Annotated in this window: 11 protein-coding genes and 1 other annotated feature; of the genes, 7 read left to right on the top strand and 4 right to left on the bottom strand. The window is 39.8% G+C overall.

Features of this window, described 5'->3' with window-relative positions; translation table 11 throughout:
- Nucleotides 1-222: 222 nt before the first annotated feature.
- The gene (locus tag ACTQ5J_RS09840; RefSeq protein ID WP_441752599.1) at nt 223-4,374 is read left to right on the top strand and encodes a pullulanase; all 4,152 of its coding nucleotides are present in this window, start codon (nt 223-225) and stop codon (nt 4,372-4,374) included.
- 162 nt (nt 4,375-4,536) lie between these two features.
- Here ACTQ5J_RS09840 and ACTQ5J_RS09835 read toward each other — a convergent pair whose 3' ends face one another.
- The gene (locus tag ACTQ5J_RS09835) at nt 4,537-4,845 is read right to left on the bottom strand and encodes an MGMT family protein (protein ID WP_441752598.1); all 309 of its coding nucleotides are present in this window, start codon (nt 4,843-4,845) and stop codon (nt 4,537-4,539) included.
- Nucleotides 4,846-5,120: 275 nt separating this feature from the next.
- Nucleotides 5,121-5,355 (top strand) — a binding site (T-box leader).
- Between the two features lie 70 nt (nt 5,356-5,425).
- On the opposite strand from ACTQ5J_RS09835, the gene ACTQ5J_RS09830 reads away from it, so the two are divergent.
- From ACTQ5J_RS09830 to ACTQ5J_RS09810, 5 genes are all read left to right on the top strand, one after another.
- Nucleotides 5,426-6,145, top strand: a complete 720-nt coding sequence (locus tag ACTQ5J_RS09830) for an amino acid ABC transporter permease (protein WP_441752597.1) — start codon at nt 5,426-5,428, stop codon at nt 6,143-6,145.
- Entirely contained in the window at nt 6,066-6,743 is a 678-nt protein-coding gene (locus tag ACTQ5J_RS09825) for an amino acid ABC transporter permease (RefSeq protein WP_441752596.1), read from the top strand. The genes ACTQ5J_RS09830 and ACTQ5J_RS09825 overlap by 80 nt, the downstream gene beginning before the upstream one ends.
- 75 nt (nt 6,744-6,818) lie before the next feature.
- A complete protein-coding gene (locus tag ACTQ5J_RS09820) occupies nt 6,819-7,598 on the top strand; it encodes an amino acid ABC transporter ATP-binding protein (RefSeq protein WP_441752691.1) in 780 nt (259 codons plus the stop codon).
- 20 nt (nt 7,599-7,618) lie between these two features.
- The gene (locus ACTQ5J_RS09815) at nt 7,619-8,455 is read left to right on the top strand and encodes a cysteine ABC transporter substrate-binding protein (RefSeq protein ID WP_441752595.1); all 837 of its coding nucleotides are present in this window, start codon (nt 7,619-7,621) and stop codon (nt 8,453-8,455) included.
- A 164-nt stretch (nt 8,456-8,619) separates the two neighbouring features.
- Nucleotides 8,620-9,711, top strand: a complete 1,092-nt coding sequence (locus tag ACTQ5J_RS09810; RefSeq protein ID WP_441752594.1) for a 5-methyltetrahydropteroyltriglutamate--homocysteine S-methyltransferase — start codon at nt 8,620-8,622, stop codon at nt 9,709-9,711.
- Between the two features lie 405 nt (nt 9,712-10,116).
- On the opposite strand, the gene ACTQ5J_RS09805 is transcribed toward ACTQ5J_RS09810, so the two are convergent.
- The 3 genes from ACTQ5J_RS09805 to ACTQ5J_RS09795 form a co-directional block, all read right to left on the bottom strand.
- Nucleotides 10,117-10,977 (bottom strand): DegV family protein, encoded by an 861-nt coding sequence (locus ACTQ5J_RS09805; protein ID WP_441752593.1) that lies wholly within the window; start codon nt 10,975-10,977, stop codon nt 10,117-10,119.
- 217 nt (nt 10,978-11,194) lie between these two features.
- The gene (locus ACTQ5J_RS09800; RefSeq protein WP_441752592.1) at nt 11,195-12,538 is read right to left on the bottom strand and encodes a GHKL domain-containing protein; all 1,344 of its coding nucleotides are present in this window, start codon (nt 12,536-12,538) and stop codon (nt 11,195-11,197) included.
- Nucleotides 12,535-13,251: a LytR/AlgR family response regulator transcription factor gene (locus ACTQ5J_RS09795; RefSeq protein ID WP_441752591.1), complete on the bottom strand. Its 717-nt coding sequence runs from the start codon at nt 13,249-13,251 to the stop codon at nt 12,535-12,537. Before ACTQ5J_RS09795 ends, ACTQ5J_RS09800 begins: the two co-directional genes overlap by 4 nt.
- Before the next feature lie 294 nt (nt 13,252-13,545).
- Here ACTQ5J_RS09795 and ACTQ5J_RS09790 point away from each other — a divergent pair, with 294 nt between their 5' ends.
- The gene (locus ACTQ5J_RS09790) at nt 13,546-16,320 is read left to right on the top strand and encodes a glycoside hydrolase family 3 C-terminal domain-containing protein (RefSeq protein ID WP_441752590.1); all 2,775 of its coding nucleotides are present in this window, start codon (nt 13,546-13,548) and stop codon (nt 16,318-16,320) included.
- Nucleotides 16,321-16,324: the final 4 nt, after the last annotated feature.

The raw sequence follows: 16,324 nt of genomic DNA, 5'->3' as shown, positions 1-16,324 counted from the left end.
AGTAAACACACATCAATCATTGATCGACTCCCTTTTCAAGTAGACAGTGAAAAAAACAGTTAGAAAGCTTTAAATCAAACAGATTAAGTACTATATATGGCGTCAATTTTTTTATGATATTATTTGTTAGCGGTAACAGAATGGCTCAGAAGTCCCCCTTTCGTGAAAGGGTTTGCTATAATTATTTTCAAAGATAACGTTTTCATATTTTGGGAGGGGTTTGTGATTATTAATGAAAAGCAAGGACTTCGAGCTGAGCAACCAGTCGATAAACAGGTAAGGTATGGCATTAGAAAAATGAAAGTAGGGGTCGTGTCTGTTGCAGTAGCGACCGGTTTGATTTTTTCAAGTAACTTTTTGTTGACCCAAGTGCATGCAGAAACTTTGTCTGATGCCACGCTTTCGACTCCAGTCGAACCAATAAGTGAAGCACAATCAGAGCAGAATGAAGAAGCGACCGATACTATTGATTCGATCACCATGCCAGAAGTTGAATTTGAAACAGCTCAATCAAACTTAGCCTTTGAAACCGTTCAGTCTGAAGAGGAAAGGGAAGTATTAACTGAACTTGCACCAACGCCGTCAGACTCAGTTGAGTCCCTAATGACAGTGGCTACTGACGATTCGACCGAACTGATTGAAACGCAAGTCGAAACAGATATTATTGCAGAAGCAACTACTGAAGCAACAGAAGCAACTGCAGAACCAACAGAAGTAACTACTGAACCAACAGAAGCAACTGCAGAAACTGCAGAAACAACTTCAGAAACAACAGAGGTCCCAGAGGCAACTGAACCAACAGAAACGCCAACAATGTTCACAATGGCTAGAAATCGTGTCTTTGCTGCTACAGAAACCGACGAAGTGAAACCGCCAGAAACCGATGCCGCTGCTGAAACTGAAACTTCAGAAACAACAGAAGTTTCAACTACAGCAGCTACTGATACTGAAGCTGTCGCACCGATCGAAGAGGGCTATTTTCGCTTGAATTTCGAAGGTCTAACAACAGAACAATTAGACACTTACGGCTTATGGTATTGGGGTGACGTGTCGACACCTTCTGACACAGTAGGTGGTTGGCCTGATGGGGCGACGTCATTTAATGAAGCAACCGCGACCGCTTATGGTCACTATTTAGACATTGAATTAAAAGATAATGCGCAAATAATCCAGTTCTTGATTAATTCACGAACAGGTGCTAATATATCACCTGACTTATCGATTGATTTACTATCACCAACGATGAATCAAGCGTATATTAATACGGCAGACGAAGAATTTAGCATTAGTTTATATGAAGCATTAGAAGACGAGGGACTACTTAGAATCAATTATTACCGCGAAGATGGCAATTATGACGGATGGGGCTTGTGGGCTTGGGGCGATGTAGCCGAACCAACAACCGAATGGCCGACCGGTGCTCATGAGTTTATCAACGAAGGTGCTTTTGGCCGTTACGTTGATGTATCACTCACTGAAGCTGCTAGCAACATCAATTTCTTAATCGTCAACCGCGACACAGGAGAGCAATCAAACGACATGACATTTAACGACCGCGAGACACACAGCCAAGTGTTTATTAAAGACTTAGACCAAACTGTCTATACGAATCCATATTACGCCCGAGTGGACCGCTTAGAAACAGCGGAAATCATCTCGGATTCACAAATCGAACTGAATTATAGTTCGGTTGAGTCTCTGAGCGAAACAGCGATTTTAGAAGAAGTGACAATCGTCGATGCTGCCGGCAAGCAAGTTGAAGTAACGGGGGTAGTGATTGATGCTGAAACAGGTAAAATCCAATTAACCGGAGCTTTCGATTACCTAGAAGCTCCTTATACTGTCCAACACGGCGACCAAAGCTTAGCTTTACAACTCGGTTGGCGTATCAAGGACGAATTGTACGCTTATGACGGCGAACTCGGCATGGCCTTAAACGAAGATGGAACAGCCGAAATGGCCTTCTGGTCACCAAGTGCAGACCAAGTCAATATCGTCCTATACGACAAAACTGATCAAAATAGAACGGTCAACAGCCTGGCGATGACGAAAGAAGATCGTGGCGTTTGGCGTCTTGAGTTAAATGAAGAAACAACAGATTTAACTGATCTAACTGGTTACTACTACCATTTAGAAATCGTGCGTGGCGACGAAACAGTCTTAGCGCTAGATCCTTACGCCAAATCCTTAGCCGCTTGGGACAATCTAACAGCAGAACATAATATTGCTAAAGCAGCCATTATCAACCCATCAACCATTGGTCCCGAGTTAGACTATGCAGATATTCCGGGTTATGAAAAACGTGAAGATGCGATTATTTATGAGGTCCACGTGCGAGACTTTACGTCAGATCCTTCGATTGAAGGTGAATTAACTGCTCAATTTGGAACGTTCGCAGCTTTTATTGATAAACTCGACTATATTGAATCATTAGGCGTGACTCATATTCAGCTACTACCTGTAATGAGTTATTATTTTGCCAATGATTTTGCTAACGGTGAGCGTAGTTTAGATTATGCCTCAACGGATCAAAACTATAACTGGGGTTATGACCCGCAAAGTTACTTCTCGTTAACCGGGATGTATTCAGAAAATCCTGAAGACCCAGCCAAACGAATTGAAGAATTTAAATCATTAATTAACGAAATTCATAAACGCGATATGGGTGTGATTCTTGACGTTGTCTACAATCATACGGCACAAACACACTTATTCGAAGATTTAGAGCCTAACTATTACCACTTTATGGATGCAGATGGTACACCGCGCGAAAGTTTTGGTGGAGGACGTTTAGGTACGACTCACCATATGGCACGCCGTGTTATGGTCGATTCAATTAAATATTGGGTGGACGAATTTAAAGTCGATGGTTTCCGTTTCGATATGATGGGTGACCATGATGCGGAAGCAATCCAAGAAGCTTTTGATTCAGCCGCAGCTTTGAATCCAAACATGTTGATGATCGGTGAAGGTTGGATTACCTTTGAAGGGGACGAAACCGATCAAGACGTTCAAGCTGCTGACCAACTATGGATGATCGATACAGACTCAGTTGGCGTCTTCTCTGATGAAGTCCGTAATGAACTGAAATCAGGTTTCGGTAGCGAAGGAGAGCCGCGCTTTTTAACAGGTGGCGCAAGGAATATTCAATTAATATTCCAGAATATAATGGGGAATCCATCGAACTTTACGGCTGATGCCCCGGGGGATGTGGTTCAGTATATTGCTGCACATGACAACTTAACCTTACATGACGTCATTGCTCAGTCAATCAAGAAAGATCCTAAAGACCACAGCGGTGAAATTCACCAAAGAATCCGAATCGGAAACTTGATGGTTTTAACGTCACAAGGCACGCCGTTCATTCACTCAGGTCAAGAATACGGTCGCACCAAGCAATACAGACACGAGGACTATATCACGACTGTTGCGGATGGCTCAGAACCATATAAATCGACCTACATGACCGATGCGGATGGCAAGCCCTTTGAGTATCCATATTTCGTTCATGATTCATACGACTCGTCGGATGCAGTCAATATGTTTAACTGGGAACAAGCAACGAACTCAGAACTGTACCCAATTCAAGGGATTACGCAAAGCTACACGACTGGCTTAATCCAATTGCGTCGCTACACCGATGCTTTCCGCCAAGGAACTGCTGAAGATGTGGCAGCAAATGTTAGCTTGATTACGTCACCAGAAATTGGTGAAGAGGACTTAGTGATTGGTTACCAAGCGATTGATTCAAACGGCGATATTTACGTAGTCTTTATCAACGCGGATGAAAATCTACGCAGCCTGACGCTGACTGATGAATTTGCCTATATTGCCAATGGAGAAATTATTGTCGATGGCCTAGTGGCCGGCACTGACGCGATTGCTAATCCAACCGGCGTCACTCTAGCCGATGGCTCCTTGATACTTGACCCGCTGACGGCTACGATAATTCGACTAAAGGCAAGCGATACCGTCACCGTCATTGAAGACATTGACTTCGAGACCATCGAAAGAGACGCGAGTAATATTGCCCTGGGCGAACGCCAAGTGGTTCAAGAAGGTGTCAAAGGTGAAAGAAGCATCACTTACTTGGTCCGCTATGAGAATGGCCAAGAAGTCAGCCGTGAAATCATCTCAACAGAGGTGACTCGCGAGGCGATCGCTCAGATCGTAGAAGTTGGTCTGGCAGTGGCCGAAGAGACACCAGCGCCACAAGACCCACTGGCTGAAGATGCAACCGTATTGAAAGCCCAAATCTTGCCAAACACAGGTGAAGACTCTAACTTGCCCCTTATCGGAGCAGCAGCCCTCGTCGCAATCAGCGGAGGTGCCCTGATCGGTATGGGCCGCAAACGCGAAACGGACAAAGACTAAATCTACCGGACAATTGTCCTCTACACAAACAGCCATCCTTGGGATATCTCCCAAAGATGGCTGTTTTTTGATAGGTGGGTGAGTGAAGGCTTGAATAATAGCTTCGATAATGACTGTTAAGAAAATACTGTGTCAGCTAATTAAGGGTTTTAACTAAAGACATTAAGCTTGCCACTGGGCTATCTTCATATCGACGTGGGTATCGTTTTTGAATGGGACACCTTCTTCAAGGAGTAAGGCTTTCTGGTTGAGAAAAGCAGGCGCTAGTCGACCAGCGTGGTTGACAACTCGGTGACAGGGAAAGTCGCCGAATTGTTCAGCATGACTCAGCACTTTGCCTACTAGGCGAGCATTTTTATCGCGCCCGATTAGTTTGGCTAATTGTCCATAGGAGCACACTTTTCCTCTCGGTATTTCTTCAACGACTGCGAGTATCTCGTAAATTAAGTTTTCGGTTAATTTTTCTGCCATCTCATCACTCTTTTCTTAAAAACTATAAGCCTAATATAACATAACCCAAGCTCGTATAGCGTGACTTAAGTAGAGATTGGCTGATACTATTCGAGCAGTATGCTATATCTCTTGAGGAAGAAACCTTATCTCGTGCGTTTTGTAAGTGATTGAAAGCGAGACTATTCAAATGTTTTGACATTTTTTTGAAAAGACTTGCATTTCAAAAAAGGGTAAGTTACAATGGCTCTAGATTAAATAATGATTAAAATAATGAGATTTAAAATTAAATAGACTGATATACATAGAAAATGGAAAGTAATCTTTATTGATTTTTTTAGAGAGAGTATCGACTAGCTGAAAGATACTTATAGGAGATAAGGATGAAAATGGCCATTTTAGTACAACACCGAAACAAAGTAGGCTGTTGCGGAACATTACCGTTAAAAAATGAATAGCATGATAGTGCTATATAAGGTGGGCATTTTAATGCCAAATTGAGTGGTAACGCGGATAAACTTCGTCTCTGTAATTAATAATATAGAGCCGGAGTTTTTTTGTCGTCAAAAAATGGGATGTTGGAGTCAGAAAGGATGAAAAGATGGATTTAAAATTTATACAAGAGTTTGCCCTCCTGTATGTGGAGGCAGGATTATTAACTTTTCGTATTGCGCTCGTTGGTATTCTAGGTGCGATGATTGTGGGTTTAATCAGTAGTTTGATACGCTACTTTCACGTGCCAGTCTTGAGTCAAATCGCAGGTGTCTATATTGAACTGTCAAGAAATACGCCACTGCTGATTCAATTGTTTTTCTTATATTTTGGTTTGCCCAAAATAGGCATCTTACTTAGCTCCCAAATGTGCGGTGTCATTGGGCTCATATTTTTGGGTGGCAGTTATATGTCTGAAGCGTTCAGAAGCGGACTTGAGGCAATTGAAACCACTCAAAATGAATCAGGCTTGAGTGTTGGTCTGACGAAATTTCAAGTCTTTAGGTATGTCTTGCTGCCCCAAGCAATCACGATATCTCTACCAGCTTTTCTAGCGAATATCATCTTTCTGATTAAGGAAACGTCTGTTTTTAGTGTGATCGCCTTGGCTGACTTGGCTTATGTGGCAAAAGAATTAATTGGTTTATATTACAACACAGATGAAGCCTTGTTAATGCTTGTTATAGCCTATGCTATTATTTTATTACCTATATCGTTAGTGTTTCATTTTGTAGAAAGGAAGTTGAGGTATGCAGGATTTGGGAATTATTATTTTATTTCAAGGGCGCAATTTCGTCCGGCTACTCGAAGGGCTTTGGGTGACAATTAGTATCTCCATAGTCTCAGTGGTCATCTCGATCATTCTGGGTGTTATTCTTGGAATGATTATGACTTCCAAAAACCCCCTATTGGTGATTGTGACCAGAGTCTATCTAGAATTTATTCGTGTCATGCCGCAACTCGTCCTTTTGTTTTTAGTCTACTTTGGTCTCACGAGAGCCTTTAGTATTAATTTATCGGGTGAACTATCAGCCGTGATTGTCTTTTCCATGTGGGGGACGGCTGAGATGGGGGATCTTGTGAGAGGCGCCTTGGCTTCAATCCCCAAGCAACAGTATGACAGTGGGAAGTCAATTGGCTTAACCAATCTGCAAATTTACCGATACATTATCATTCCCCAGGCGCTCAGACGCTTATTACCTTTGACGATTAATCTAGTGACGCGGATGATTAAGACGACGTCCTTGATTATATTGATTGGTGTGGTAGAAGTCGTCAAAGTTGGCCAGCAGATTATAGAAGCTTCACGACTGACGGCGCCCACTGCCTCGCTTTGGATTTACGGAACGATTTTTTTCTTATACTTTCTAATTTGTTATCCACTGTCTTTCTTGTCCACTCGATTGGAAAAAAAGTGGAGTGACTAGTCTGATAACGTGATGAAAGACTCGAAATGTGACGGGAAGGCTCAGTAGGCAAAAGGAAAAGGAGAGGTGGAAAATTTGAGCACTCATAAAACCTTGCTTGAAATAAAGCAAGTTAGGAAAAGTTATGATGAGGAGCATCTTGTCTTGAAAGATTTATCACTGGATGTTCAAGAAGGCGAAGTGCTAGTTATCATTGGTCCGTCAGGGTGTGGGAAAAGTACCTTACTGCGATGTATCAATGGTTTAGAAGCTATTCAGGCTGGCGAAATTTTACTTGATGGCGAATTGATTAGTCAAGAGAGCCAAAAAATGCATTTGGTTCGCCAGAAAATAGGCATGGTCTTTCAAAGTTACGATTTATTCCCGCATATGACAATTCTAGATAATGTCATACTTGGACCAATTAAAGCTCAAAAACGAGAGAAAGCAGAGGTGATAAAAGAAGCAGAAGCGGCCTTAAAGCGAGTCGGCTTACTAGATAAGAAAGATGCCTATCCGCGACAACTGTCGGGGGGGCAAAAACAGAGAGTAGCGATTGTTCGTTCTTTATGTATGCGTCCGCAATTAATGTTGTTTGATGAAGTGACGGCAGCCCTTGATCCAGAAATGGTCAGGGAAGTCCTAGATGTGATGTTGGAGCTGGCCCAAAGTGGTAGTACGATGGTGATTGTCACTCATGAGATGCAGTTTGCTCGTGCGGTGGCTGACCGGATAATCTTTATGGATAAGGGAGAGATTGTGGAGGAGAACCAGCCGGCTGAATTTTTCACACAACCCACCACTGAACGGGCCAAGCAATTTTTAAATATGTTTGAGTTTGACGTGAAGCAAGCTGAAGAGAAACTAACTGTCTAAACAAAAAGGAGAAAATGATAATGAAAAAACTACTAAAATTACTTGTTGCTTTTATTCTATTCTTAACGGTAATCGGTGTATCACCAGTCAATGCTAATGGGACTGCCAGAACGTTGGCTGAGATTCAAGAAAGTGGCAAGATTGTCATCGGAGTATTCAGTGATAAGAAACCTTTTGGTTATGTGGATGAGAATGGTGACTATCAAGGGTATGATATTTATTTCGGTAATCGAATTGCAGAGGATTTAGGGGTGGAAGTGGAGTATGTACCGGTTGATCCAGCGAGTCGGGTTGAATTTTTGGAAACGGCTAAAGTTGATATTATTCTAGCTAATTTCACGGTTACTGAAGAACGTACTGAAAAAGTAGATTTTGCATTACCTTACATGAAAGTATCCTTAGGGGTGGTTTCACCAGATGGCGCTGTGATTACGGATGTTGAGGAATTGAACGGTAAAACATTGATCATTGCGAAAGGGACAACAGCTGATATTTACTTTACAGAAAATCATCCAGAGATTGAATTGGTCAAATTTGACCAATACAGTGACGCCTATGGAGCTTTATTAGATGGGCGTGGAGATGCTTTTTCAACGGATAATACTGAAGTCCTTGCTTGGGCAATTGAGAATCCTGGTTTTACAGTAGGTATCGATGAATTAGGTGACTTAGATACGATTGCACCAGCGGTTCAAAAGGGTAATACAGAATTATTAGAGTGGTTAAACGAGAAAATTGTTGAATTAGGTGAGGAAGAATTCTTCCATAAAAACTTCGAAGAGACTTTAGCGCCAGTTTATGGAGAAGCAGCTGATGCAGATAGTATCGTTGTTGAAGGTGGAGTGGTGGAAGAGTAAGTCTTTCAATCGGTTGAATAGTCTTTATAGAAAGTTATATTATCCTGCGAGGCTTCTGAAGGAGTATTGTTAGAAGTCTCGACTGATAATGAGGCGATTATCGGTGGGTTTAACCGATAAAGTTTGAGTCCTATTTTGTAGGGATGAGTGAAGGGGTGGTTTGAGTGGCAAAAATTCATGCGGATCATGTGGGGAGTTTCTTGAGACCTCAGGCATTGAAAGAGGCGCGGGCTAAATTTGCGGCTAAAGAGCTTTCGGCGGAGGAACTTAGAGCGGTTGAAAATGTTGAAATCGATAAGATTATCGCTAAGCAGGCTGATTTAGGTTATCAGGTTGTGACGGATGGCGAATTCCGGCGTGCCTGGTATTATTTGGATTTCTTTACGGCTTGCCAGGGGATTGAAAAGGTTGAGAGTGAGCCGTTGGTATTTAATAACGAGACGGCGACTGAGGCAGTTAACTTTGCGATTACTGGAAAAATCAGTTTAGGGACGCATCCTTTTGTCGAGGAGTTTCGTGCAACCAATGAGATCGCTCAAAAATATGGTGTTGAGGTGAAGTTGACGATTCCAAGTCCCAACTTAATCACTTACCGTGATGTGACCGATGCTGAGCGGGAAGTATATGCAGATGAAACAGCTGTTTTTGCTGATGTGATTAAGTTATATCAGGAATTGTTGCCACAGTTGTATGCAGCGGGTTGTCGTCATTTGCAGTTTGATGATACGGCATGGAATTCATTCTTTACAGATTTTGGTTTGTTGGAAGTGAAGGGGATTGATCGTGAGCTAGCCTTAGCTTTATTTACGCAGGCGACGAACGATGTCTTGTCGGTGGCTCCAGCGGATTTGACGACTTATGTACATATTTGTCGTGGTAATTATAAGTCGGAGCATTTGACAGCGGGGAGTTATGGGCCGATTGCGGATGTGTTGTTCGGCCAGTTAGCTTACGATTATTTATTGGTCGAGTACGATGACGAACGCAGTGGTGATTTTGAGCCGTTGAAACTCGCGACTAGGGATGAGCAAGTGGTTACTTTAGGTTTGGTGACATCGAAAACGAGTGAATTGGAAGCTAAAGAGGAGATTATTGCACGCATCCATGAAGCAGCTAATTATATTCCTTTGGAGCGCTTGGCCTTGAGTCCGCAATGTGGTTTTGCTAGTACGGAAGAAGGCAATGCGTTGACTGAGCAGGAGCAGTGGGATAAGTTAGCCTTAGTGACAGAGATTGCAAAAGAGGTTTGGGGATAATTAATGAATGTTGAGTCTGGTCTAGGCGCTAGAGCTTGTGGGCGACTTGGGCAGGCAGGGACTAGTTATCCTCTTAAAAAGCCGCTGAATGAAAAGCCAGCAGATCGTTGAAGAAAGACGATCTACTGGCTTTTTAGTGTGGGTTGGTTAATGTGAGCCGCTACAAAAGCTAGTCTGATCGGGCTTTAGTGTCATTGATTGAGAACAAGGTGGAGTGAGTTCTTAATCTAGCTGGAGGCAAGCAATCTTTCCGCGACGAAGCTTTACTCAAGCAGACTCATAGCCTATATCATCCAAAAAAACGGCTACCAAGCTTGACATAAGAACGAGAAAAGCAGTTTCTCATTTGCTGAGAAACTGCTTTTTAAACGGCTGATTTAATTTTTACGGCGTCATTCTCAGTCGTTATTTTCTTTCGATTCCAACAATCCCAAAGGCTCCAGGACCACCGTGGCTTGAAATAACTGTTCCAGTATTAAACCAGTCACTCGGTTTAACGCCATATTCTGCGACATAATCATAAGCTAGTTGCTTATGTTCTGCTAGTACACCCGGCGATCCACCAATTGTTACTGTGGCTGGATCAATCGCATAGCGTTTAAAAAAGTCTTCAATGGTTCGTTTCAAGCAACGCTCGAACGAGCCACGGAATTTTTTATCAGGTTTTAAATAGCCTTCTTCAACTTTAATTGTTGGTTGCAACTTCAATAAGTTGGCGCCATGGAAAGCTAAGTTCGACACCCGGCCGCCAGCATGCAAGTAAACAAGTGTTTTGGGTAAGAAGATAAAACGCACGCGCTCGCGAAGGTCTTCAACAAATGCGACTATTTCTTCAGGGCTAGTCGCGGGATTAGCTTCAATGAATTTAGCCGTCTCTTCGACAATGGCAGCTAAGCCAAAGGATACGTTTTGACTGTCGACTAAATGAACACTGCCTGGTTTAAATTCTTCTGCTGCAATGCGAGCAGCATTGAAAGAAACCGTTGTGACGGCTGAATAGCCAATATGAATAATTTTAGCATCAGGATGCTCTTCAAAGATTCTCTGAAAAACTTCTGAATTATCTTGAGGAGTTGAACCAGATGTTTTTGGTAAAGTTCCTGTTTCATCATAGAAATCAAAAGCGTTAGTGACGGGGAAACTGCCGTCGATATAAGATTTATCTCCCATTGTGACATGCATTGGGATGATACGAACATCGTAGCGATCGATAACTCTTTGTGTTAAGTCAGAACCACTTTCAGTCGTAATGATGTAATGTGTCATTTTTGACCTCCATCTATTAATTGTGAATTGATGTTAATAATAGCATAAAAGCAATACATCTACTATAAGAATCGACGATTGTTAAATGCAATTATATAATACTGACATTTACTACGCGACAGACTCAAAAAGTCTAAGTCAGAAAACGGTTATACCAGAGTGAAGCTACTGATATATGACAAGTCCTTCTTAGAAAGAGACTAAATAGCTTTAATGTTTATTGTAGATACTCAAGATTTGCCTTAATCGTTGCGGCAGAAAGCGGGATTAGAACTTTCAAAATAAACCAATGGCCTTCTGATTTTATTGACATTGATCCATCATATTTGTTGGTAATATATTTAATACTCTTCAACCCATAGCCGTGTGTTTCTTTATCTTGTTTGGATGTACTAGGAATGCCGTTTCTAAAATCAATTTCATCAATAAGGAAATTTTCAAGTCTCAATACAATCATTTGCCCAACGTTTGTTACTCGTAAATTCACAACTCTTTTTTCAAGATCAGGTATTTTTTCAACGTATTCAATAGCGTTATCAATAGCGTTTCCAAATAAACTGCAGATGTCCATAATATTCATACCGGTTAAAATTTTCCCGTCAACGATACAAGAAAATTGAATATCATTTTGTTTACAATATAAATTTTTTCTAGTCAAAATAGTATCCAAGACGCCATTGCCAGTTTCGATTTTAGAACCAAAATCGTCAATGAGCGCTATCATATCTTCCAGATAAGCGTCTTGCTTACGCTTATCCTGCTCACTACGAATAATATCAATTTGATGTTTTAAATCATGATATGTTCGTCTAACCGCAAGTGAATTTTCAGAATAAGCTTTATATTGTTGGTATTGACTATTGAATACATTCTCAATAGCGAGTACTTCTTTTCTAAGTAAGGTGTCTTTCATTTGGAATCGTTGTAAATAAAGTATACAAATACCTGAGATATTAACTACAGTTCTAATAAAAAAAATTGCAGAAGAATAACCTAATGAATAGCTGGTGCTAGAGAGTAAAAAACCAATGTTACTAATAATAAAAATCATGATACCTGTCAGACCAGCTATCAAAGCTTCTCGATAAGTTATAATAATATTTATTTCTTTAGTTTGTACCTGTTTTTCAACGAAATATAGAATAAGTAATATAAGAAAGAAACTAATGAAATTAGCTCCAATTTCTAAGAGAAAATGATCAAACAATCTGTTCCAAATAAAGTAAGAATAAATTTGCCAACCAAAAGCAGCCATTAATTCTGAAACGATAAAGGAAATCGATAATAAGAATAGAGTGTGACTTTTAGACGTTCGGCCAAAGAAATGAATCACAACTCCCATCCAAATAATATTTAATATGATACCAAAAATCCAGAGGATTAGCGGGAAGGTTCCAGCTATAAGTTGCAAAGCTATTTGAATTATTAGAGCACCTAGGAGACCAATGTATAGTTTTCTCCCCTTTATTCTTGTTGAAAGGGGATAGAGATAAAAGACACAAGCCATCCATTCAGCAAAAGCAGTATAAACGCGTGGAATATCAGGAAGTTCGCCTATCAAATTAGTTCATCTCCTATGAATTCTGTTAGGTGGCTTAAAAAATCTTTCTTTTTTGAGCGACTAACTGGTATTTTTTCATAATTGGTTAGGATAATGTCATTGGCTTCGATTCCATGAACGTGGTTCATGTTGACGATAAAAGAGTGATTACAACGGAAAAATGAGTGGTCGAGTTTCGTTTCTAAATGTCTTAAAGTTTCAGTAATTTGAATAGTTTTAGCTGTTGTATGGACTAGAATATTATGTCCTTGGCTTTCAAAATATAAGATTTCTTTCAAGTTGATTCTTTGCAAGATACCACCAACTTTTAAGTAGATGCTAGTTTCTTGCAAAGATGTTTTTTTAATAATCTTTTCAAAATGAGTGGAGAAAGTAAAATAACTTAGTGGTTTTAGTAGGAAATCTGTTGCCTCAACAGAATACCCTTGAATAGCTACTTGTGAATGATTGGTTATAAACACAAGTAAAACTTCGGAATCATATTCTCTAATTTTTTTTGCAGCAGACATACCATCTAGGTATTCCATTTCGACGTCCAAATAAATGATGTCATATTTTGCATCATATTTATCAATAATTTCAATGCCATCAGAATAAAATTCGATGTTAATTGATAAATTAAATTTTTCGGCATACGTTTGAATAAAACTAGCTACTTTGAGTCTTTCCTCTTGCTGATCTTCGACAATTGCTATATTTAATATTATAAACACCTCCGTGTGGGGCTGACTAGAATATCAGATAGAATAGTAATGATTAAATAGACATCTGACAATAATCTTACCACAGTTTGTTAAGAAATAAATCTTTCAGCTTTTATTTTAGAATAGAACCATCAAAAATAAAAGCGTTACCAGTTGTGAAGATAAAATGACTAGTTATGAAGAAAGCGTTAACAAATGCTTAAGGAGAATTATACTAAGGTTAATAGTAAATAAAGTAAAGAAAGGAGAATTAACGGATTGAAGTAGCAAGTGTGTACTAATAATTTTCACGAGGAGAGAAATATGAAGATAGATTTTACTACAAATTTAATGGCTTATATTGTTCCAACTGTTTCAGTAATCCTCATTGTTCTAGCAATATGGGGAATTAAGAAGACCAATAAAAATTTATTTAGGAAGAACAAATGGTACGTCGTTCTTATGAGTTTAACTCTCGTTTTATTGTCTGCCGCAAGTATTGCTGTCAATATGTTTAGTAATGTAATCGATTTATATTTAGCAACTAATCAGGTAGATGAGACAACATTGACTGAAGCGCAAAACAATTCTAAGGCGCTGACTGAAACGATTCAAGAAGAAGGAATTGTTTTATTGGAAAACAAAGACAATAGTTTACCATTATCCAATAATAAACAATTGAACGTATTTGGTATCGGCTCAGTTTCAACTGTATATGGTGGTTCTGGATCAGGAGCATCAGATGAATCTAATAATATCACTATTCAACAGGGATTAGAAAATGCCGGTTTTAGTTTAAACCCTGAACTAATTGAATTGTACGATGGCAATAAGCCTAAGAAAGATCAGCAGAATAATTTTAATTTAACGGGTGGGGACTACAATATTTATGAACCCAATATGGACTTATTTACAGATGAATTATTAGAAAATGCTGTTGAATATTCTGATGTAGCCCTCGTAATATTCTCAAGAAATGGTGGTGAAGGTGGTGACTTGCCAATGGACATGGAAGAGTTACAAAATGGTACGCCAGGCAAATCATACCTTGAATTACAAGATATTGAAGAAGAATTACTAGAGCGTGTTAAAGGTAGTGGTTTTGAAAATGTTATAGTCGTAATCAATTCTAGTAACGCGATGGAATTGGGATTCTTGAAAGATGATGCAATTACAGCATCCTTATGGATTGGTGGACCTGGTTCAACGGGGAATAACGCTTTAGGAAAAATACTTTCCGGCGAGGTGAATCCATCTGGGAAACTCGTAGACACTTACGCCTACGATGTCACTACTGCCCCAGCTTATTACAATGCTGGTGATTTCGCTTACTTAAATAGTCGAGATGAAAACAATCGATATGAAAAATTCCTTAACTATAACGAAGGTATTTATATGGGATATCGATTTTATGAAACGCGCTTTGTTGATAATGTGACTGGTGAAGTCGATGAAGAAGCTTACAAAGAATTGGTTCAGTATCCATTTGGATATGGTCTGTCTTACACTACATTTGAACAAGAGATTATTGACAGTAAAGTTGAAGATGGCCAGATTACTTTAACTCTCAAGGTAACCAATACCGGAGATGTTGCAGGTAAAGAAGTTGTACAAGTATACTTTACCGCACCTTACACCGAAGGGAGTATTGAAAAATCTCACGTGGTTTTAGCAGATTTTGCTAAAACTAGCTTACTAGAGGCTAATGCAAGTGAAGAACTAGAGTTGAGTTTTACTGTAGATGATATGGCTTCATTTGACCATTTAAATGAAAAATCCTATGTATTGGAAAAGGGTACATATGAAATAAAATTAATGAACAACGCACATGATGTGATTGATTCATTTGAATATGTACAAGAGGAAAATGTGGTCTTCAATGATACGCCAAGAAGTTCAGATAATATAGTCGCCGAAACCCAGTTTGAACATGCAGAGGCTGATTTGAACTATGTTAGTCGTTCTAATTGGGAAGAAACACTCCCTACTGAAAGAACGAGCCATCAAGAGGCATCTGAAGAACTGTTAGCGGCAATTAAAGAAATTCCAGTTGAAGATGATGATTCTGATGTAGATATTACTTTTGCGGATCATGGTTTAGTTCTGTCAGATCTTACAGGATTAGATTACGATGATCCAAAATGGGATCAGTTACTAGAACAAGTATCTATTGAAGATATGGTGAACTTGATAGGATATGGTGGCTATGCGACTCAAGCAGTCGATTCAGTTGAAAAACCACCTACAACTGATGTAGATGGTCCAGCAGGAATTAATGCTTTGTTAACAGGTGTTACAGGAGTTCAATTTAATTCAGGTACTGTGATTGGTTCGACTTGGAATATGGATTTAGCCAATCAAATGGGGAAAGCATTTGCCTTAGAAGCGTTAGCAAATAATGTTGTAGGGTTATATGCTCCGGCAGTAAACTTGCATCGCACGCCTTTCTCAGGAAGAAATTTCGAGTATTACTCGGAAGACCCATTGTTGTCAGGAAAAATGGCAGCAAACGTCACAGCAGCAGCGATAGAAGATGGCGTGTACATGTATGTTAAACATTTTGCAGTAAACGATCAGGAAATTAATCGTCTGGGTGTAACAACATGGTCTAATGAGCAAGCAATTCGTGAACTATACTTAAAAGCTTTTGAGATTCCAGTTAAAGAAGGGAATACAACGGCTATCATGTCTTCATTTAATAGACTTGGACCAGTTTGGGCAGGGGCAGATAATGCATTGCTTAATACGGTACTAAGAGATGAGTGGGGATTTGAAGGGATGGTGATTACAGACTATAACTACCAATGGTTCATGGACGCTGATCAAGCAATACGTAACGGTGGAGATTTAATGTTAACACCTGTTGGTAGAGCACCATCTGAATTAAGTACTGGTACGAATACTGGTAGACAAGCGCTAAGACAAGCAACTAAGAACATATTATATACAGTTGCAAACTCTGCTGCGGTTGAATCTTTTAACCAAGCTTTCCCATGGTGGTTATTGGCATATGTTGTTGTCATGGTATTAGTGTTATTAACTTTTGCTTATTTCCTTATTAACAAAATTAAGAAAGCAAGTCTAACAGAAACACAATAAAAAG

Source organism: Fundicoccus sp. Sow4_F4, from assembly GCF_052116145.1.
Classification (GTDB): domain Bacteria; phylum Bacillota; class Bacilli; order Lactobacillales; family Aerococcaceae; genus Fundicoccus.
Note: the sequence above shows the minus strand (reverse complement) of the source record. Positions and strands in the feature narration are given on the sequence as shown.